This window comes from Campylobacter showae, assembly GCF_004803815.1.
GTDB classification, from domain to species: domain Bacteria; phylum Campylobacterota; class Campylobacteria; order Campylobacterales; family Campylobacteraceae; genus Campylobacter_A; species Campylobacter_A showae.
The window spans coordinates 1,646,017-1,665,117 of sequence record NZ_CP012544.1; the positions used below are offsets into that span (position 1 = coordinate 1,646,017).

At 46.9% G+C, this 19,101-nt stretch carries 19 protein-coding genes; 6 read left to right on the top strand and 13 right to left on the bottom strand.

All coding sequences use genetic code 11. The annotated features are described in order from the left end of the window. Positions 1-7 precede the first annotated feature (7 nt). Positions 8-640, bottom strand: a complete 633-nt coding sequence (locus tag CSHOW_RS08100; RefSeq protein WP_002948659.1) for a riboflavin synthase — start codon at positions 638-640, stop codon at positions 8-10. Positions 641-849: 209 nt separating this feature from the next. Here CSHOW_RS08100 and CSHOW_RS08105 point away from each other — a divergent pair, with 209 nt between their 5' ends. Further along, complete coding sequence (locus CSHOW_RS08105; RefSeq protein ID WP_002948661.1) at positions 850-1,488, top strand: Crp/Fnr family transcriptional regulator; 639 nt, start codon at positions 850-852, stop codon at positions 1,486-1,488. Between the two features lie 225 nt (positions 1,489-1,713). Here the strand turns inward: CSHOW_RS08105 and CSHOW_RS08110 are convergent, their stop codons facing one another. Genes CSHOW_RS08110 through CSHOW_RS08160 form a run of 11 tightly spaced genes read right to left on the bottom strand, consistent with a single transcriptional unit; the run spans position 1,714 to position 12,256 of the window. Further along, complete coding sequence (locus tag CSHOW_RS08110) at positions 1,714-2,577, bottom strand: formate/nitrite transporter family protein (RefSeq protein ID WP_002948663.1); 864 nt, start codon at positions 2,575-2,577, stop codon at positions 1,714-1,716. Between the two features lie 9 nt (positions 2,578-2,586). Then, entirely contained in the window at positions 2,587-3,030 is a 444-nt protein-coding gene (locus CSHOW_RS08115) for a hydrogenase 3 maturation endopeptidase HyCI (protein WP_002948666.1), read from the bottom strand. Beyond that, positions 3,030-3,374, bottom strand: coding sequence for a formate hydrogenlyase maturation HycH family protein (locus tag CSHOW_RS08120; protein ID WP_002948669.1), 345 nt, complete (start codon positions 3,372-3,374; stop codon positions 3,030-3,032). The genes CSHOW_RS08115 and CSHOW_RS08120 overlap by 1 nt, the downstream gene beginning before the upstream one ends. Further along, positions 3,371-4,201: an NADH-quinone oxidoreductase subunit B family protein gene (locus CSHOW_RS08125; protein ID WP_002948671.1), complete on the bottom strand. Its 831-nt coding sequence runs from the start codon at positions 4,199-4,201 to the stop codon at positions 3,371-3,373. Before CSHOW_RS08125 ends, CSHOW_RS08120 begins: the two co-directional genes overlap by 4 nt. Then, positions 4,198-4,737: a formate hydrogenlyase complex iron-sulfur subunit gene (locus tag CSHOW_RS08130; RefSeq protein WP_002948673.1), complete on the bottom strand. Its 540-nt coding sequence runs from the start codon at positions 4,735-4,737 to the stop codon at positions 4,198-4,200. The genes CSHOW_RS08125 and CSHOW_RS08130 overlap by 4 nt, the downstream gene beginning before the upstream one ends. Beyond that, the gene (locus CSHOW_RS08135) at positions 4,734-6,470 is read right to left on the bottom strand and encodes a hydrogenase large subunit (RefSeq protein ID WP_002948674.1); all 1,737 of its coding nucleotides are present in this window, start codon (positions 6,468-6,470) and stop codon (positions 4,734-4,736) included. Before CSHOW_RS08135 ends, CSHOW_RS08130 begins: the two co-directional genes overlap by 4 nt. A 2-nt stretch (positions 6,471-6,472) precedes the next feature. After that, positions 6,473-7,948, bottom strand: a complete 1,476-nt coding sequence (locus CSHOW_RS08140) for a hydrogenase 4 subunit F (RefSeq protein WP_002948676.1) — start codon at positions 7,946-7,948, stop codon at positions 6,473-6,475. A gap of 2 nt (positions 7,949-7,950) precedes the next feature. Further along, positions 7,951-8,595 carry a hydrogenase 4 membrane subunit gene (gene hyfE / locus CSHOW_RS08145; protein WP_039895285.1) on the bottom strand — a complete coding sequence of 215 codons (645 nt, stop codon included), beginning with the start codon at positions 8,593-8,595 and terminating at the stop codon, positions 7,951-7,953. A gap of 13 nt (positions 8,596-8,608) precedes the next feature. After that, positions 8,609-9,538, bottom strand: coding sequence for a respiratory chain complex I subunit 1 family protein (locus CSHOW_RS08150; RefSeq protein ID WP_002948685.1), 930 nt, complete (start codon positions 9,536-9,538; stop codon positions 8,609-8,611). Positions 9,539-9,548: 10 nt separating this feature from the next. After that, positions 9,549-11,516 (bottom strand): proton-conducting transporter transmembrane domain-containing protein, encoded by a 1,968-nt coding sequence (locus CSHOW_RS08155; RefSeq protein ID WP_002948686.1) that lies wholly within the window; start codon positions 11,514-11,516, stop codon positions 9,549-9,551. Continuing rightward, the gene (locus CSHOW_RS08160) at positions 11,510-12,256 is read right to left on the bottom strand and encodes a 4Fe-4S dicluster domain-containing protein (protein ID WP_002948688.1); all 747 of its coding nucleotides are present in this window, start codon (positions 12,254-12,256) and stop codon (positions 11,510-11,512) included. The genes CSHOW_RS08155 and CSHOW_RS08160 overlap by 7 nt, the downstream gene beginning before the upstream one ends. 353 nt (positions 12,257-12,609) lie before the next feature. Here CSHOW_RS08160 and CSHOW_RS08165 point away from each other — a divergent pair, with 353 nt between their 5' ends. Further along, positions 12,610-13,029: a hypothetical protein gene (locus CSHOW_RS08165; protein ID WP_232502004.1), complete on the top strand. Its 420-nt coding sequence runs from the start codon at positions 12,610-12,612 to the stop codon at positions 13,027-13,029. Positions 13,030-13,243: 214 nt separating this feature from the next. Beyond that, positions 13,244-15,109, top strand: a complete 1,866-nt coding sequence (gene mnmG, locus CSHOW_RS08170; protein ID WP_002948692.1) for a tRNA uridine-5-carboxymethylaminomethyl(34) synthesis enzyme MnmG — start codon at positions 13,244-13,246, stop codon at positions 15,107-15,109. A 96-nt stretch (positions 15,110-15,205) separates the two neighbouring features. On the opposite strand, the gene CSHOW_RS08175 is transcribed toward mnmG, so the two are convergent. Continuing rightward, positions 15,206-15,586, bottom strand: coding sequence for a VOC family protein (locus tag CSHOW_RS08175; protein WP_002948695.1), 381 nt, complete (start codon positions 15,584-15,586; stop codon positions 15,206-15,208). Positions 15,587-15,925: 339 nt separating this feature from the next. Here CSHOW_RS08175 and CSHOW_RS08180 point away from each other — a divergent pair, with 339 nt between their 5' ends. From CSHOW_RS08180 to CSHOW_RS08190, 3 genes are read left to right on the top strand one after another with little or no spacing between them, the layout of a single operon-like run. Beyond that, positions 15,926-16,429 carry a Rieske 2Fe-2S domain-containing protein gene (locus CSHOW_RS08180; RefSeq protein WP_002948700.1) on the top strand — a complete coding sequence of 168 codons (504 nt, stop codon included), beginning with the start codon at positions 15,926-15,928 and terminating at the stop codon, positions 16,427-16,429. A gap of 10 nt (positions 16,430-16,439) precedes the next feature. Beyond that, positions 16,440-17,702, top strand: a complete 1,263-nt coding sequence (locus CSHOW_RS08185) for a cytochrome b (RefSeq protein WP_002948703.1) — start codon at positions 16,440-16,442, stop codon at positions 17,700-17,702. Beyond that, positions 17,699-18,727, top strand: coding sequence for a c-type cytochrome (locus CSHOW_RS08190; protein WP_002948705.1), 1,029 nt, complete (start codon positions 17,699-17,701; stop codon positions 18,725-18,727). Before CSHOW_RS08185 ends, CSHOW_RS08190 begins: the two co-directional genes overlap by 4 nt. The last annotated feature ends 374 nt before the right edge of the window (positions 18,728-19,101 follow it).

A 19,101-nucleotide genomic window follows, 5' to 3' on the forward strand; every position in this document is an offset into this window, starting at 1 on the left:
CTCAAGCCTAATAAAGACTCGCGATATGCTGCGACTCGTCCCAGCTGATCTCGCTTTTGTCGCCGTTTTGGGCACTGCAACCAAACTCCAGCTGCCTAGCCACGTAGCGCGCTAGCAGATCGCTCTCCACGTTTACACGGCGTCCCGGCTCAAACTCGCCAAACAAGCTCTCGCGAAAGGTGATCGGGATGATTGTGAGGCGCACGCCGGTCGGCAAAACTTCGTTGATCGTGAGACTCACGCCCTCGACCGCGATGCTGCCTTTGTTTGCCATCAAAGGCATGACGTCGGAGGGCAAATTTATATAAAAATCAACCCCGTTTTCGCGGCGCTCTATACGTGCAACCTCGCCGATAGCGTCTACGTGGCCTTGCAGCAGATGCCCGTCTACGCGGTCGGCTAAGCGCATCGCAGGCTCGATATGCACGCGTCCGCGCAAATTTTCCGTCGCGATGTGCGCTCTAGTCTCGGCGCTAAGCTCCACGCTAAAGCCGTCTGAGTGCAGCTGCGTCACGCTAAGACAAGCGCCGTTTACCGCGACGCTATCGCCTAAATTTGGGCGGTATGAGGCTTTTAGTCGCAGGGTATTTTGCGAATAGCTCGCAACCTGCGCGATCTCTCTAATCAGTCCGTTAAACATTTTTCGTCCTTAAATTTTGAGCTATTTTATAAAATTTAGCCTCAGAACGGGCTAAATTTGCCGTCTAAATTTTAGCCGCCCGATTTTTGCCGCGGCTTGAATATATAAAACTAGCGGAATAATCGCGCTCGGCCTCGATAAATTTAATACACTTTAAAAATATTTAAGATAAAATAATCGCCGAATAATAATCATAAGAAACGATAAACTTGAAAAAATCACGACTAGGCCTACTTGAGACCGATATTTTAGACGTTTTGAACCAAAACGAGCTTGCTAAATTTAACCGCGAGCTCCTAGCCAAAGGCGCCACAATCTACGCAGAATCAATCAAAGTCGTGATAATTAAAAGCGGCTCGGGCAAGCTCTCGTTTTTTGAGGACGGCGAGGAGTTTATCGTCTATCACCTCCAAAAAGACAACATCTCGATCGTGGACGACGTGTGCGTGCTAGAGATCCTAGAGGACAGCGAGGTCTACTCGATCGACGCGGGCGATATGGGCGAGCTGCTAAAAAACGAGCGATTTGCCAAAGCATACGCCGACACACTCGTAAATATCTCGCTACTGCAGCGCCAGATCATAAAATCGATACTTTTTGAAAGCGCGAAGGGGCGCATAGCAAACTTTCTCGTCGAGCTCGCCGCCGAGCAAAATTTGACGCAAAACGGCTATCACTACGTCTTTTTACCATTTTCGCTAAAGGTGCTTTCAAGCTTCGTCGGACTCAAACGCCAAAGCGCAAGCACCGCGTTTAACGAACTCATAAAAGACGATATCATCAGGCGCATAACGCCGCATGAGTTTTTGATAGTGGATTATGAAAAGCTGCAAAGCTATACGAACTAAAATTTAAATTTGCACACCAAAAACCGCACGGCAAAAACGCTAAATTTGAGTTTTTAAATCTAATGTAGTTAAATTTGTAAATTTAGTAAGCTATGTAATAAATATTCCAGACAGAATAGGTGTAGTTTAACTTTAAAATTTTAACCCGTGAGGGAGCGGACTCGTCGTCCGTAACCAAAACGGGTTTAAAATTTTAAAGCTTGAAATCCGTTCATTTATGGGGAATTACTTCTTTTTCATATCAAATTTATTCGCCATAAATCCAACTAGTCCCACAAAGAAAAGACCGCCGCAGATATTACCCAGCGTAACCGGAACTAGGTTTTTAACGATGAAATTTCCCCAGTTTAGCACGTCTAGCTTTTCAGCCGTGATGCCGTGTCCTAGAGCCGTAGCCGCAGCGGCGATATCTCCGCCGTTTGCCGCGATATAGTGAGCTTTAGCGATGATGGCTTCTGTTATGATAAACATATTTGCCACGCAGTGCTCCATCGAGCATGCGACAAACGCACCGATCATCCACATAATGGCAAAAAATTTGCCCGCTAAGTTGCTCTCGCTGGTCGCAGTCCAGATAGACATGCAAACAAACACGTTACAAAAGATACCGCGGATAAATAGCTCGTGAAACGGCGCCGTGATCTTGCCGATACCGGCCGGTACGAAGTGCTGCAAGATGTAGCCGTCGTACTTTAGCGGTAAGCCAGAGTAGTAGTACATATAGGCAATTAGCGCGCCGCCGACGAAGTTAAAAAACCAAACGATCGCCCAGTAGTTAATGGTTTTGCCTAAATTTAGCTTGCCTTCATACGCGCTAACGCCGCTTAAAACCGAGCTAGTAAATAGATGCCCGCCGTAGAAAACGACCATCATGAGACCACAACTAAATGTGATGCCGCCGATAAAATTTGCTAGACCGATAGACTGCTTTTCAGCCATGCCCACGGTCGAGTGCGCCCAGAAAATATCGCCCATCGCGATCGCTGCGCCCGCCATGATGGCTAGAAAAATAATGCTTACTAACGGAGTATGCGCCTTATGCTCCATCGAATTTGACACCGCTTGCGCGGTTTCTGCAGGATTTAACATGTCCTTCTCCTATTTTAAATTTTTATCTATCTCCAAAATACGCTCGTAAGCTTTTTGCGCGCTTTTTTTCGCATTTTCGCTTAAGCCCTCTTTAAAATCAAGCACGTTTTCAAGCAAAACGCTAATGCCTAAAAATAGCGTTTTGGGGCAAATTTTACGCAGGTAGCTTAAAAGTACGGGCGTGGGTAGGTTGTGCGTCGAGTAGATATAGTCGCGCTCGTTGCTAAGATCGAAAAACTCGATCGCGCCGTCTTTAAAGCCGCTCATCGCGTCTACCACGACGATGATATCGGGCTCAAATTCTCTAAGCGCACCAAACTCGTTTTCAGGCACGTCCTGTCCATAAAATACCCGCCAATCTTTCAAATTTGCCTCGACGATCCGCCCCGTTTCGTTGCCTACGTCGTCGTCGCCGCGCATGGGATTACCGATGCAAAGCAAAGCCTTTTTCATCAAAAATCCTTCCTAAGCACCAGATATCCCTCGCGCAGATTTTCAAGCTCTTTTTTTAGCTCGCATTCGCAAAGCTCGGGGATGAGCCTTGCCGCATGCTCCCTAAATATCTCCACTTCAAAATACTTGCTTAAATTTCCCAGCTTAAATTTGACGTATTCGCCGCCGCTAGCGACGATGCGCTCAAACTCTTCGTCCGGTATTTCGAGCGATTTTTCGCTAAAGTCCACCGTCCCCACGCCGTGTCCGACGCAGACGGAAAATAGCTTGATATCTTTTAGCTCTTTTGGCATCTTTTCGTTTTCGTCCATGTGGCGGCGGGCGAGTTTATAGACTCTTATCATCGTTTATCCCAAATTTCTTTTTTGACGTCGATGGCGTTTTGCGTATCGCGTTTTGCTTTGGCGTATTTTAGATAGACGTCGTTATATAAAAGCCCCATGCACTCGGCATATCTAGGATCTTCTTCTTTATGGATAGCCTCTAGCATTACTTTTTTAGTAGCCGCTACGTCGTGGATATCTGGCGATGTTTTGGCAGCGTCCATATACTTAGCAAACAGCGTCCTACCAAATATATAGCTCATCAGTCTCTTTGACTCGGCTTCCAAATCTCGCTCGAAAAGTATGTCGCCCATGATGGACTCTTTAACGGCCGGAACTTTACAGTCGTCCTGCTCGAAGCTTCTTTTTTGCAGCTTTTGATCTATGATACCAAGAGCCATGCCAAGGCCGTAGATGACGCTAGCCGGATGCGGAGGACAGCCCGGGATATAGACGTCTACAGGGATGATCTTATCTATACCGCCCCAAACGCTATATGCGTCGTAAAAGATACCGCCCGTACTTCCGCATGCGCCAAATGCAACCACGATCTTTGGATCAGGAGCGGCCTCGTAAGCGCGAAGTAGCGGATAGTACATCTGGCGCGTAACTGGGCCGCTGCAAACCAGAATGTCTGCGTGGCGAGGGTTGGCTACTAGCTTAAACCCGAAGCGCTCAGGGTCCCACATCGGCGTAATAGCGGCGAAAATTTCTATCTCGCAGCCGTTGCAGCTGCCGCAGTCGATGCGGTAGACGCTAAAGCTTCGTTTGATATTTTTTAGATGTTCTAACTTTGCGGTTAGGTCGTTTGCCGTTTTTATATTTTCGGGAACTTGATAAAGGCTCATTTTATCCCCTCCTCTACATCTTTAGTTAAGCGCTCTACGGATTGCGCTTTTTTGCACTCAGGGCAAATATAGAGATAGTTTTTAGCTTCCTCTAGTCTGCCCGGGAGTAAATTTGCCGTACTAAGCTTTGAAAAAGTATAGTTTATAAGGCGAACCGGCGTATAGGGTTTGCCGCAGCATTTGCACTTTTGCATCTCTAGCTCGCCGCGTTGAATTAACGCACTTTTGTCAAATTTAACCGCAAGTTCAAAACCCTGGCTTAAGCGCACGCCGCCGGTCGGACAAACCTCGTCGCAGCGTCCGCAAAATATGCAGCGTCCGCAATCAAACTGCCACACGAGCTTATCTTGCTTTTCGTTCATTTTTAGCTCTATGGCGTTACTAGGGCACGCTACGCCGCATGCCGCGCAACCTACGCAAAGCTCGTAGGTATAAAACGGCTGCCCGCGGAAATTCTCGGGCACTTTGTAGGGCTCAAACGGATAGGCGTAGGTAGCCTTTCCGTATTTTTCGGTTATGTCAAATAACTTCATCATCTTAAATCCTTTTTGCTAATCTTACCTGTTTGGCAAAATCTCTTAAGGTCTTTCTCGGTTAAAATTTTACTCTTTTTAGTATTTACGTCCACAATCGTAACACGCTCGGTGCATGAATAGCACGGGTCAAGCGAGCAGACGATAAGTGCCGCGTCTGATATGTTATTTCCGCGGAACTGATAGCGGAGGCTCGGCCAGTTGTTATACGTAGCCGCGCGGCATCTCCATCGGAAAACCTTTTGCGCGCTGCCTTGCATGATCCAGTGGACGTTTTCTCCGCGAGGAGCTTCGTCGTGTCCGAGCGCGAAATTTTCAGGCTTGATCATAGTCACAGGATCTATCATAATCGGCGTTTGAGGCATTAGCTCAAAGCACTGTCTGATGATATGAATAGACTGTTTTAACTCCTTATATCTCACGACTTCGCGACTAAATACGTCTCCGCCGTGCTCGACCGCGACCTCAAATTCGATATGTTTAAAGAAGTCGTAAGGGTGGTCGTAGCGGTTATCGCGCTTAAAGCCCGAACCTCTCATATTTGGACCGACCGGGCTAAAGTCGCGAGCAACTTGTTTATCAAGCACGCCTACGCCCTTCCAGCGTCCTAGTTGGCGTTTATCCTCCATCACGGCATCCCAAATTTCCGTAATTTGAACGTCGAGTTTGTTTATGATCGCAAGGCCTTGCCTAATTTCGTTGTCGGTCATATCTCGGCGAAGTCCGCCCATGATGACGTTACCGTATGTCTTGCGACCGCCGGTTACGAGTTGGGCTAGCTCCATGGAGTACTCGCGCACCCTAAAGATATGCATGAAGGCGTTATAGTTACCAGTTACCTCGCAGGCTAGACCGATATTTAAAAGGTGGCTGTGAAGGCGCTCGATCTCAAGGCAAATCACGCGGATAGCTTGCGCTCTTAGCGGGATTTCTAGCTTTATAGCCCTTTCCGCCGCTTCTATACACGCAATCGCGTGAGCGTAACCGCAAATTCCGCAGACGCGCTCTGCAAGGTAACCCATCTGATCGTAGTTCATACGATTTTCGGCTAGCTTTTCCATACCGCGGTGTTGATAGAACAAACGGTAGTCCGCGTCTATGATCTCGTCGCCGTCGCAAAATAACCTAAAGTGTCCAGGCTCGTCAGATGTAACGTGTAAAGGTCCGAGCGGTACGTCGACTACGCTATCGCCGCTAGGAAACAAAAACTCAGCATCAGGCTCGTCTTGATGAGCGACCGGATCTGGTCTATAGCGGTAGTCCATCGCGTCTTTTCTAAGCGGATGAAGGCCGTCTGGCCAATCGTCCGCTAAAACTAAGCGGCGTTTATCAGGTAACCCCTCGGCGACTAGGCCAAACATATCAAAAGCTTCTCTTTCGTACCACACGCAAGCAGGCACTAGCGGCGTAACAGACGGAAACGTCGGATCGACGCCCGGGATCAATGTTTTAACGGTGATAAAGCACTTATCCTCTGCGGCAAAATCATCCGCCTCGGTCATCTTGCTGCCTTCCATAGATATCGCGTAGTAAAGCGCGAAACAGCCGTTTATCGCCCTCTCGTCGTTTGGTATCATCGTGCTTAAAAAGCCGCCGATATCGTAGTAAAGGGTCTTAACCGCAAGCGGAAGGTCGTTTCTATCGACTAAAACCGTGATTTGGTCGTCGGCTTGGCGGGTTACTTCTAAAACCTTTACCTTCGTTTTTAAAATTTCTACAAATTTATCGCCTCTCATCTTCAAACTCCCATCATTATTTTGACGCCCTCATTGACTAGAGCGTAAAAGTTTTCTACGTGCCAAACGCCAAATATTATGATTAGCGCGCAAAGCAGGATAAGCGGTAAATTTTCTACTATGCTCATCTCTTTATTGTGAACGACCGCAGCTTTAGGCTCGCCAAAACTCGCCATGTTAAAGTGCGAGAAGTCCGCGATAAAGATGATCGCAAGAGCTATCGCAAATAGCGCAACGCTAAAATATTGACCGCTGTTTATAGCGCCGACGAATACGTTATATTCGCTGACGAATATCGCAAACGCAGGGACGCCTACTAGCGAACAAACCGCAGCGCCGAACATCATAGTGGTTATCGGTGCAATCTTTACCATACCGCCCATTTTAGTCATATCTTTGTGACCGTAAATTCTAGCGATATTGCCCGTTGAGCAAAACGCAAGAGCTTTTGTAAAGCTGTGAGCTAGGCAGTGAAAAATCGCCGCAAATAGCCCGAAAGGTCCGCCCACGCCAAGAGCAAAGGCGATAACGCCCATATGCACGATAGAGTGGTAGGCAAACATTCTTTTTACGTCGTGTTGTCTAATCAGGAATATACCGCCGACGAACAACGTAATAAGGCCTGAAATTATCATCACGCTTTGAACGAACTCCATGCCAGTAGCTTGAGCCGCGATAGCGTAATATCTAAACAAAGCTAGCATCGCGCACTTTAGCAAAACGCCTGAAAGTAGAGCCGAAATCGGCGCAGGACCTTGGGCGTGAACGTCCGGAAGCCATGTATGCGTAGGAGCAAGACCGGCTTTGGTGCCAAATCCGGTAAGCGCAAAGACAAAGATTAGCTTTGCAACGTCGGGGTTTAAATTTTTAGCGTTTGCCATTATGCCGGTCCATAGCATCGCAGCCTCGCCGTCTTTTATCTCTGCAAAGGTCGCAGAGTAAAGAAGCACGGTCGCATAAAGCGCAAACGCTAGGCCGATAGAGCAAAGGACTATGTATTTATAGCCGCTCTCGGTTGATTTTTGATCTTTTAGGATCGCTACTAGAAACACTGATGAAAGCGTAGTAGCCTCAATCGCAGCCCACATAAACGCGACGTTGTTACAGATGACGCTTAAGCTCATCGTAAATATAAACACGTGGCTAAGCGCGTAGTATTTCTTAAGCGCGCTTAAATTTATATGTCCCTCTTCAAGCTCCCATCTCATATAGTGGGTCGCGTATAAATTTACGAGTAGGCCGGTAACCGCTATAAGTATCAAAAATACGCAGCCAAGGCTGTCTAGAAACAAGAATTTATCGTGCGCGTAAAACGTACCGCCGGTTAAAACCTTGCTTACGTTAAATAGCAACGCCAAAGACGTAACCGCGCTAACCGCAACGTGAAGCAAACTCAAAGTCGCGTAATTTTTCGGAGAGAAAAATAGCAATATCGCTCCAAGAAGCGGTAAAATTAATATCAAAGTTAAACTATCCATCTCTATCCCCTTAAATTCGTAGCCTTAGACGTGTCAAGGCTGCCGTATGCTTTATAAAATCTGATAGCTAGAACGCTCATGATGATAACGGCGAAAATCGCGTCCGTTAAGATGCCAAGCTCGACAAGCTCGTTTGAGTTGTAAGCCATGAGCGCTAGGCTTAGATGTATGCCGTTTTCAAAAAGGCAGTAGGCTAAAATTTGCTTGATAAAAGAGTTTCTAAGCATAAAGCCGAAAACTCCCATCATAAACACGCAAACTGCAGCTAGTAGCATTATTTTCTCTTGGATTAGCGAAAATTTAAGGAATATCGGGTTGATACTCATCGCTAAAGCTAGAGAAAATCCCATCGCTATAACCGGGCTCACGAAAAAGCCGCCCACCGGCTCATCCTCGCTAACGACGTTAAGCTTTTTAATCAACCAAAGCAAAATCGCCGGCACGAATAAAACCTTCGTAAAAAACGCCACAACCGCCCACATGGATAGCTGATGCGCGTTAAATTTAGACGCCAACATAGCAAATATACCGACTAAAAGTAATGTCTCGATCGCGTAAACGATGACGGATAGCTTTAGGTTACGTAACCCAAATACCGCCAAAGACGTTACTATCATGCCGATAGCTAATGCGTCTAACATAGTCATATCTGCATTCATCTCACACCCCCACGACGTAAAGCGTCAAAGCCACGAAAGATATGGCTAGAGCGGCTACCGCGTTTTTACGCAAAGACGAAGTCATCCTAAACCTCGGTCCAAAGTTGTCTATAAACACGGCCGCTACGTAAAACACTCCCGCCTTTAAAACGAAAATTATAACGGCTAGGAAAGGATTGCTAAAATTCCACGGCTCAAAAATCGCGAGGAAAAGTCCTATCATTGCAAATTGTTTTAAGATAAGCGCCGCTTGAACTAAGCCAAGATCGCTACCTGCGTATTCGCCTAGTAGGCCTTCTTGCAACTCTTGCTCCGCCTCTGCTAGGTCAAAAGGCTTTCTGCCCGTCTCAACGTATATGCACCACAAAAATGCGATCGAAGCAACCGCAAAGCTTGGGATCTGATATCCGATTTGGCCGCTTTTTACCATTGATTGAATTTCAACCAAATTTGACGTTCCGGCCGCTAGCATAACTACGATTAGGCACATTATCATGACGGGCTCGACGTAAACTGCTATGGTTTGCTCTCTGCCGCCGCCGGTAGCCGCAAACGGGTTACCGCTATCTAAAGAGGCTGCGCCGAATACGAATCTCAAAAGCGCGCCGAGATATAAGATAACGAAGATATCCGAATATGCTCCGAAAATCGTGCTTTTACTATAAGTAATAGGAATAGCCGCCAGTATCGCCGCCGAAGTAGCAAACAAGAAAAACGGAGCCTGCCTAAATACCCAGTGAGAGCAAGCAGGCACGGTTCTACCGCGTCTAAATAGCTTTATGATGTCGCGATACGTCTGGAAGAAATCGCTACCTTGTTTTGATTGCAGTTTGGCTCTTAGTTTCCTAGCCATACCGTCAAACAAGGGCGCAACCAAGACGATGACGACTACTTGAAATATCATCAAAAGTATAGTCTGTAAAATTTCCATCTCACGCCCCCTATATCAAAAAGTAGCTAACCGCTAGTATCGCGCAAAGATATACGAGGATATATAGCGCGTAAACGTTGGTGTAGCCGCTTTGCATTATGCCTATTTTATCGGCGACCTTTTCGGTAAATTTAATCACCGGCTCGTAAAATAGCCCCCACCAGATATCTTTTGGATGGTTGTGATACTCGACCGGGTTAAAATAGCCTTTAGTCACGACTTTTCTCTCGCCTTTAAACAGCCAGTTCATTATGCGTCTTAGATCGCCCGTAAAAGGACCGCCCGTCATTTGCATGCGAGAGCTGTATTTAAATCCGCAAGCCCAAGGATCGGTCTCGCGAGGTTTCTCGCGGTTTGCTTTCATAAATGCTAAAATCGCAAAAGGTAAAACCATAGTAGAACATAAGATGATGGCTATAAGCGGAGTTGAGACGATACTGCCTAAATTTGATGTCAAATTTATGCCCTGGCTAGCTACGTAACCGCCTGCGCCGCCTATGGAATTTACGGCCGTTTGGATGTAGCCGACGACAACGTTCGCTCCGACGCCAAAGCCTATACAGCCGATCATTAGCACGATCATGCCAAGCACCATAAATATCGGGCTTTCTTTTGCGTTTTCCCAAATTTTCTTATCTCTTGGAGTTCCCGCAAAGATTACTGCGTAAAGCTTAAGGTGCATGCCGACTAACACGCCCGTAAGCGCTAGCGCGACGACTGAAAGCGTAAATGCGTATCTAGTAAAGATGCCCTGCTCTAGCGCGCCTTGAAGCATACCTTGATAGGTAAACCACTCTGATACGAAGCCGTTAACAGGAGGAAGCGCTGCGATACCCATGATACCGATAAACATACCAACAGACGTCCAAGGCATCTTTTTAGCTAGGCCGCCTAGTACGTCCATATCGCGAGTGTGCGTAGCGTGTAAGACCGAACCCGCGCAAAGGAACAATAAGCCTTTAAATATCGCGTGGTTAACTACGTGGTAGCATCCTGCTAAAAATCCGATCGCAGCAAGAGTGTTATTCCCCGCAGCTAGGCCGTATAGACCGGTACCAAGACCAAGCAAGATGATGCCGATATTTTCAACTGAGTGATAGGCAAGAAGCGCTTTGTAGTCGTGCTGACAAAGAGCGTAAAGAACACCAAACAGTGAGCTAGCAGCACCCAGGATCAAAACCGCTAGACCAAAATATATGCTTAGCGGCAAGAAAAGCGTAAATTTAACTAGTGTAAATAGCGCAACCTTTATCATAACGCCGCTCATTAGCGCGGAAACATTTGAAGGAGCCGCAGGGTGAGCCATCGGTAGCCATACGTGGAAAGGCCACATACCGGCTTTACTACCAAATCCTACTAGGAATAATATAAACACCACGACGCTAACCGCAGCAGGCATATTTAGGTGGGCAAATTTGCTAAACTCGGCGCTGCCGGCGTAGTGAGCCATTATTAGCAGTCCGCACGTGATACAAAACGCACCAACCTGAGCGATACCTAGATATACCATCACCGCTTTTAGCGTGCCTTTGCCGTCGTTTATAAGGATGAGGAAAGACGAAATAAGCGTCATAAGCTCCCACAAAACGACGAAGCAAAATACGTTATTTGCGCTGATGACTAGAAGCATCGAAAGGATGAAAAGGTTAAACAAACAGGCGAAAACGCCGACGTTTGCTTTTTTGATGTATTCCTCCGCGTAGCTCATACCGTAGACGCTGCTGGCAAAGCCGATAAAGACGACTACGAAGCTAAAGAAATTTCCAAGCGGAGTTAGCTCAAATTTAGGCGCGTATAAAAAGTCTCCGCCTAGAGCGAAGCCTTGGGTCACGCCCATATTGGCCACAAAGTAGTAAAGCGCGTAAAAACAGCTGATCGCGCTTAATCCAAAGCCGATTTTGACGGCTGATTTTTGAGCGCCGTAGAGCAGGATGCTAACGGCGGCGCTAACTAAGAAAAGTAGATACACGCCTACCATCTCGCACCCCCTTGTGCGCCGCTATTTTCGTCGTTCATAGCGCGCGAATTTGACGCCGCTTGCTCTCTTGCTTGCTCGCTAGGAGTTTTGTCAAGCTCGTTGATAACGATAACGTCAGCCTCGCCGTCCACGTCCTGAGCGCCGATATCGGCTAAAACGTGAGGCTCTTTTAAATTTCCGCTTCCGCGTAAAATTTTATTTACGAAATCCTGCGCCGCCTCCTGCTCGATCCTGTTGCCAAGCTTGTGCTGGCTGTGCAAAGGATCGACCATGATTATCGCGCTGGTCGGACAAACCTCGACGCATGCAGGGCCGTTTTCGCGACCGAAACACATATCGCATTTGATAGCGGTATTTTTCGCGCCCGCCTGGCTCTCGATCTCGAGGTAGTACTTCGGCTCTACCGCGTAGTTAACGGACGGCATGAGCTCCGCGCTCGAGCTTATCGCGCCGTAAGGGCAAGCGATCGTGCAGAGTTTGCAGCCTATACAAATCTCTTCGTGAAGCTCGATGCAGTTATCGTCAAACCTGAGTGCCCCGGTAGGACATACGTTCGCGCAAGGACCGTCATCGCACTGGCGACACTGCGTCGGCATGACGCCTTTTGCTTGACGGAGCACTGTTAGTCTAGCTTTTGAAAGCTTACCGCGCTCGTAAGCGCTACGAAAACAGGCCGCCATGCAAGTAGCGCAACCGATACAACGTTTGTAATCGGCGATCACAAATTTATGTTGTTTCATAAATTCTCCTTTCTACTTGTTTTACGATTCTTGATTTCTCTTAAATCTTGAGCTAATTGTATTACTTTTAGAAATTTATTTCCGTCATTTGCCTAACGAATTTTGTATTTTTTAGATTAATTTTTATGAATTATTTATTTTTAAGTTTATTTTTAAATTTACTGTAAAATAGGCACTCTTTTAAACTTATGCGAATATAAAAATATTACGCATAGGCTATCAAATGCACTAAAAAGAGTATTTTAGTCCTATAAAACTTCAAAAAGCTTAAGCCAAAATTTAACCGTAGCCTTTAAAATTTGACGGAATGCTTTTTGCTAGAACTCACCGTTAGTAATATAAAAAGGATAAAAATGCAGATCAAAAACGGCGCTTCAAACGAGATTTTAAAGACCTTGGCAAACCGCGTAGCTCAAGGTCAAAAAGGCGATAAATTTTTAGACGCCTCCACGCTTGCGGCGGCAAATTTGACGGATTTTGCAAATATGGTAGATAAATTTAACGAAAAAGCAAGTTCAAGCAGTGCGGCGGATAAATTTGATGCGGATAAATTTCGCGGCGGCGAGGCGAGCTCGTTTTTACGAAATTTAGCCCGCGACGAAAACGAAGCGCAAATCTATGCCAAACTAGAACGCGAAGCCAAAGAAGTCGCGAAAATGTTTAAGAAATTTGATTTTATGCAGATGATGACGAAGCTAGAGATGGGTAATCTAAAAGACGCTGAACGAGCGCAAATCTTTGCTAAAATGAACAAAATCGCAAAGGAAATTTGACTTTAACGCGGGGTTAAATTTCCGCCCGATCTCTCAAAAAATACTCTGTAAAGATTGCTATAAATAAATTTAAACCAAATCGCCAAACTGCGCACACCGGCTCATAGAGAGTCAAATTTAAGGTAAATTTCTCAGCCGTCTTTCCTTAAATTTTTGTATATTTTATCTGTTTTTTGATAAAATCGCGAATTTTAAGGACAAGGAAAATTTGAATATGAATTATGATATTATCGTCGTCGGAGGCGGTCACGCAGGTATCGAAGCCAGCCTCGCCGCCGCAAGAATGGGCAAAAAAACGCTACTAATCACCATCCTAGCCGAGCAAATCGGTGCAGCCAGCTGCAACCCCGCAATAGGAGGCCTGGCAAAAGGCCACCTCGTAAAAGAGATCGACGCTCTAGGCGGGCAAATGGGGCTAACGACCGATGCCGTGGGCATACAGTTTCGCGTGCTAAACGAGAGCAAGGGCCCGGCCGTGCGAGGCAGCCGCGCTCAGATCGACATGGACCGCTACCGCGTCTATATGCGAAATTTACTGCTAAATACGCCAAATCTCGAAATCAGCCAAGAGATCGCGACGCAAATTTTAAGCCAAAACGGCGAAATCACGGGCGTTAAAACCCACCTAGGAAACGAGTATAAAACCAGCAAGCTCATCATCACGACGGGCACGTTTTTAAACGGGCTGATACACGTCGGATTTAACAAACTAGAAGCCGGCCGCGTGGGCGAGCTAAGCGCCAAAAATCTAAGCGATAGCCTGCGCGAACTAGGCCTAGAAGTCGGACGGCTAAAGACCGGCACCTGCCCGCGAGTGGATGCTAAAAGCATCGACTTTAGCGTGCTTGAGATCCAAGGCGGCGACGAGGATCCAAGCCCGTTTAGCTTCCGCACGCGAGACTTTGCGCCTACGCAGCTGCCCTGCTACATCGCCTACACCAACGTTACCACGCACGACATCATCCGTTCAAATTTCGACAAAGCGCCGCTATTTACGGGCCAGATAGAGGGCGTGGGTCCGCGCTACTGCCCGAGTATCGAGGATAAGATAAATAGATTCGGCGACCGCGACAGGCATCATCTTTTCGTCGAGCCGCAGACGCTAGAGGCCACGGAGTACTATATCAACGGCTTTTCTACGAGCTTGCCGTATGAAGTGCAGGTCGCGATGCTACGCTCGGTCAAGGGCTTTGAAAACGCTCGTATCGTGCGCCACGGCTACGCAATCGAGTACGACTACGTCCAGCCGACCGAGCTAAAACACACGCTAGAGACCAAAAAGGCGCGCGGACTCTATCTCGCAGGCCAGATCAACGGCACCACGGGCTACGAGGAAGCTGGCGCTCAGGGGCTGATGGCGGGCATAAACGCAGCGCTTGCGCTTGATGGCAAAGAGCCGTTCGTCCTGCGCCGCGACGAGGCCTACATCGGCGTTCTCATCGACGATCTAGTGACCAAAGGTACGAAGGAGCCCTACCGCATGTTTACCTCCCGCGCCGAGTATAGACTGCTGCTGCGCGAGGATAACGCCGTGCTGCGCCTGGGAGGATACGGCCGCGAGCTTGGACTGCTAGACGAAGCGACGTTTGAGAAAATAGAAGCCATAAGGTCAAATTTGACTCGCGGGCTAGAGCTGCTAAACGGCACCGAGATCACGCCGACAAAGCGAAATTTAGAGCTTTTAGCTAGCTTAGATGAGGAGATAATCAGCCAAAATTTGACCCTGCAAAAAATCGTCGCTAGAAAGAGCTTTACGGGCGAAAAACTGCGCAAGCTAGATCCGTTTTTCGAGGCGCTCGACGAAGCTAGCTTGGAGCAAATTTTAACCGAAGCCAAATACCAACACTACATCGCCGAACAAAAAAAGCAGATCGACCGCATGAAAGATATGATGAGCGTGAAAATCCCAGAAGGCTTTAGCTTCCGTGGTATCAGCGGGCTTAGCAACGAGGTGGTCGAAAAGCTCGAGAGATTTGCCCCGCCGACGCTCTTTGCGGCTAGCGAGATCAGCGGCGTGACGCCTGCTGCGATAGATATCTTGCACATCTATATAAAGATGAATGCGAGGGAGTCGCAGTAAGCGAAAATAAGGCTATTTAAAAGGACGGGCGTTAAATTTGAGGTCAAATTTAACGCTCCGCCTTTTTTGCGTTTTAATTTTACGAACCCGTCAAATTTAAACGTATCTGCTAATCTCTATCAAATTTCCGTCCGGGTCGCGCACGTAGATTGAGCTTATCGCTCCAAGTGCGCCGGTTCGCGGCACGATGCCCTGCTCTACGGTGATACCGGCAACCTCTAGCTCCTCTAAAACTAGCTCAAGCGGCGTATCGGCAAGCAAGCAAATATCTGCCGTTCCCACGTTTGCATTCATGGCATTTGGCAAAATCTCCTCGCCTTTTACGTGCAAATTTATCTTTTGCGAGCCAAAGGCCAGAGCCTTGCGTCCGTTTGCGAAATCAACCTCGCGCATACCCAGCACGCGCACGTAAAAATCAAGCGTCCGTTGCAAATCAGCGACGGTTAAAACGATGTGATCGATCGAAGCGATACGCATATATTCTCCTTTTAATCAAATTTAACCAAGCATTGCCCGCTAAAAACGGCAAATTTGACGGCGTAAATTTAAAGTCGCTCGGCGTCAAATTTTGCGGTGCGGGTAAAACGCGCAAACTAAAATATAATTTAAATTTACATCTGCTTATAGGCCGTCAAATTTAACTGACTAGGCCAAATTTACACTCAAATTTTACTCCCGAAAGCCTTAAAAAACGAAATAGTAAATGATGATTTAAAAATAATTTAAACATTTAAACTATTTGCTAGAAAAATAAAAGTTTAATTTTCATAAGAGTATAATCTCGATTATTCTTCAAAAACCGTTGAAAGGAAAGTAATGTCCGTAAAACAAGAAAGACGAGATTTTATCGGTCTAGCGTTTGGCGCGGTAGCCGCAGTCGGCGGCGCAGCGACCCTCGTAGCCGTTAAAAAGACCTGGGACCCGCTTCCTAGCGTAAAGGCGGCTGGATTTACGACCGTAGATCTTAGCCCAATGAAAGACGGCGAGATGCGCCAGATCGAGTGGCGTAAAAAGCCGATATTCGTTCTAAAAAAGGACGCTTCGATGGCACCTAACGACAAGCGCGATATCGTAGTAGAGGGCGCTAGATATATGGTCGCGATCGGGCTTTGTACGCATCTTGGCTGTATCCCGGAGTGGAAACCAGGCAAGCAACTTTTCGTTTGCGCCTGTCACGGAGGCGAATTTGACGCAGACGGCGTAAATACCTTCGGCCCTCCTCCGCGACCGCTAGACATACCGCCGTTTAAGATAGACGGTACGAAACTCGTTTTGGGCGAGACCAGCCCCGAATACGAAAAACTAACGGCTCAAGCGTAAGGAGGGGAAAATGCACATCAGAAAATCAACGGGCGTTTTAGACTGGCTGGATCAAAGGATCGCCCTAAACAAACTAATGAAAGTCCTCGTCAGCGAATACTGGATACCGAAAAATATAAATTTCCTCTGGGCGATGGGCGTTATACTCACGACGCTTTTTGCGTTGCTTATTTTTACCGGATTTATGCTAGTTATGTACTATAAACCGGATATAAATTTAGCCTTTGACAGCGTAAATTTGACCATAATGAAAGAGGTCGAGTACGGCTGGCTATGGCGTCACATACATGCGGTTGCGGCTTCGGTCGTGTTTTTAATCATCTACATACACACCTTTACGGCGATCTACTACGGCTCTTATAAAAAAGGTCGCGAGATGATTTGGGTGAGCGGCATGTTGCTCTTCATCCTGTTTTCAGCCGAGGCTTTTAGCGGATATATGCTACCTTGGGGTCAGATGAGCTACTGGGCGGCGATGGTTATCACGAATTTATTCGGCGGCATCCCGGTTATCGGGGACGCGGTAGTCGAGTGGATCAGAGGCGACTATGCCGTTAGCGATCCGACTTTGACGAGATTTTTCATGCTTCACGTATGCTTGCTACCGATCGTGCTGATCGCAGTCGTCGCGATACACTTTTATACCCTTCGCGTCCCACACGTAAACAATGAAACGGGCGAGGAGATAGACTTTGAAGTAGAAGCCGAAAAATACCTAAGCGGCGATACGAAAAACGCGAAAGTAATTCCGTTTTGGCCGGGATTTTTGGCAAAAGACTTTATGTACATCGGCTTTTTTATGATTTTCTTTTTCTATTTAGTCTGTTTCCATTTCAACTTCGCGATGGATCCGATAAATTTCGAGCCGGGCAACCCACTAAAAACGCCTCCGCACATCTATCCCGAGTGGTACTTCTTGTGGCAGTACGAGATTTTACGTGGATTTTTCTTCGATATTTTCGGATTTAAAGCTTACAACATCGGCCTTATCGCGTTTGCGATCGCAGGCGTAGCTCTATTTTTCATGCCGCTTTACGACAGAAGCGACGTCGTGGCTCCGGCTCACGAGAGAAAAGGCTTTTTCGTATGGTTCTGGTTGCTAGTGGTCGATATGATCGTGCTTACGATCTTCGGTAAGCTACCTGCCGACGGCGTGACGCTTGGTATTTCAAACTCATGGATAGGATTTTACTCGACCATTACGTTTTTCGTTCTGCTTTTTGTCGTTTTACCTATCATAACGACTCTTGAGAAAAAAGGAGCGGTAAAATGAGAGAGTTAAAAATTTTCATAATCGTAGTTATTTTAACCGGCGTAACATACTGGGGTATCGAGCCTTACGCGCATAATGTCATGCATCCGCACGTCGGCGCGGCCGATTACGACTTTGGCGCCGAGGATATAAATCAAGCCAAATCCGTAGTAGAAGCTAGACAAAAAGCCCTTGATGCGACAAAAACTCTGAATGACGAGAAAAAAGTCGCCGGAGCACAAAAAGATCTCGAAGAGGCACAAAAAACTCTCGAAGACTACACTGCGTTTTGGAACGACATAAAGGCTATAAATTTAGCCAAAGGCGACGCGACTAAAGGCGCAGAAACCTTTGCAAACGCGGGCTGTGCCGGCTGTCACGGAGTCGAGGCTGCGGGTATGCCTACAGCTATGAGCGCTGCTGAACTTAGCGAAGCGTACGGCGTAGTGCCGCCTGATCTTAGCAGCGCGGGAGCGATATACGACGAGCATTTCTTGGCAGCCCTTATCAAAGATCCGACCAAGGCGCTAAAACTAACGCATAAATTTAACGACGAAAAGCCTTATCCGATGCCTCCGTTTTTCGGAGCCGGCGGAGAGGATCCAAATGCCGAGATCGCTGATATAGTCGCGTATCTAAAGTCTATCGCGCCTAAAGAAGTTAGCGACGAACAGGTATTTCGCGACGCATGCCAAAGATGCCACGACATGAAGTACGAAAACAAATACGCGCTAACCAACCGCGTAAATTTAGCCGCATATATGGGCTCAAACCCGCCTGATTTATCGATGATGATCCGCTCAAAAGGCGATGATTATCTGCATAAATTTATAAACGATACGCAAAAAATGCTACCAGGCACCTCGATGCCTCGCGTGGGGCTAAGCAAGGCTAGCGAGGATCAGATCGTAGCCTATATGCAAAAAGCCGGCGACGCTAAAAAAGCCGAGCGCGAAAGCCTAGGCATAAATGTGATGATCTACTTCTTGATTTTCGGTATATTTGGATGGCTTTGGAAACGCAAAGTTTGGTCTGACCTACACTAAAATTTGAGCCCGCTTGGGCTCAAATTTCTCTTTAAATTTACTCCTTAATTTCTAAAATTTATCTACCGATTTAGAAGCCGTCGTAAAATTTACTCAGCACTCGCGATGCTTTGTCTGGGCTCAAATTTGACCGCAAACAAATACCAACTTTACGTGCCTATAGTTTAAATTTGGATACGCTTTGAGCGCAATAGAAACTATAAATATACATTTTACAGCATTTTTAAGAGCGTGTTACTAATCCTACTTTTTACGCCATGAACAAAGTAATACGGTAAGATCATTTGGATTTTCTTGGCGGCGGTGAGCTAAGTAGCGTGATTTATAGATGCATTTTTAAGTTAGAGCTTAGCTTGTTTTAGTTTTTTCATAAT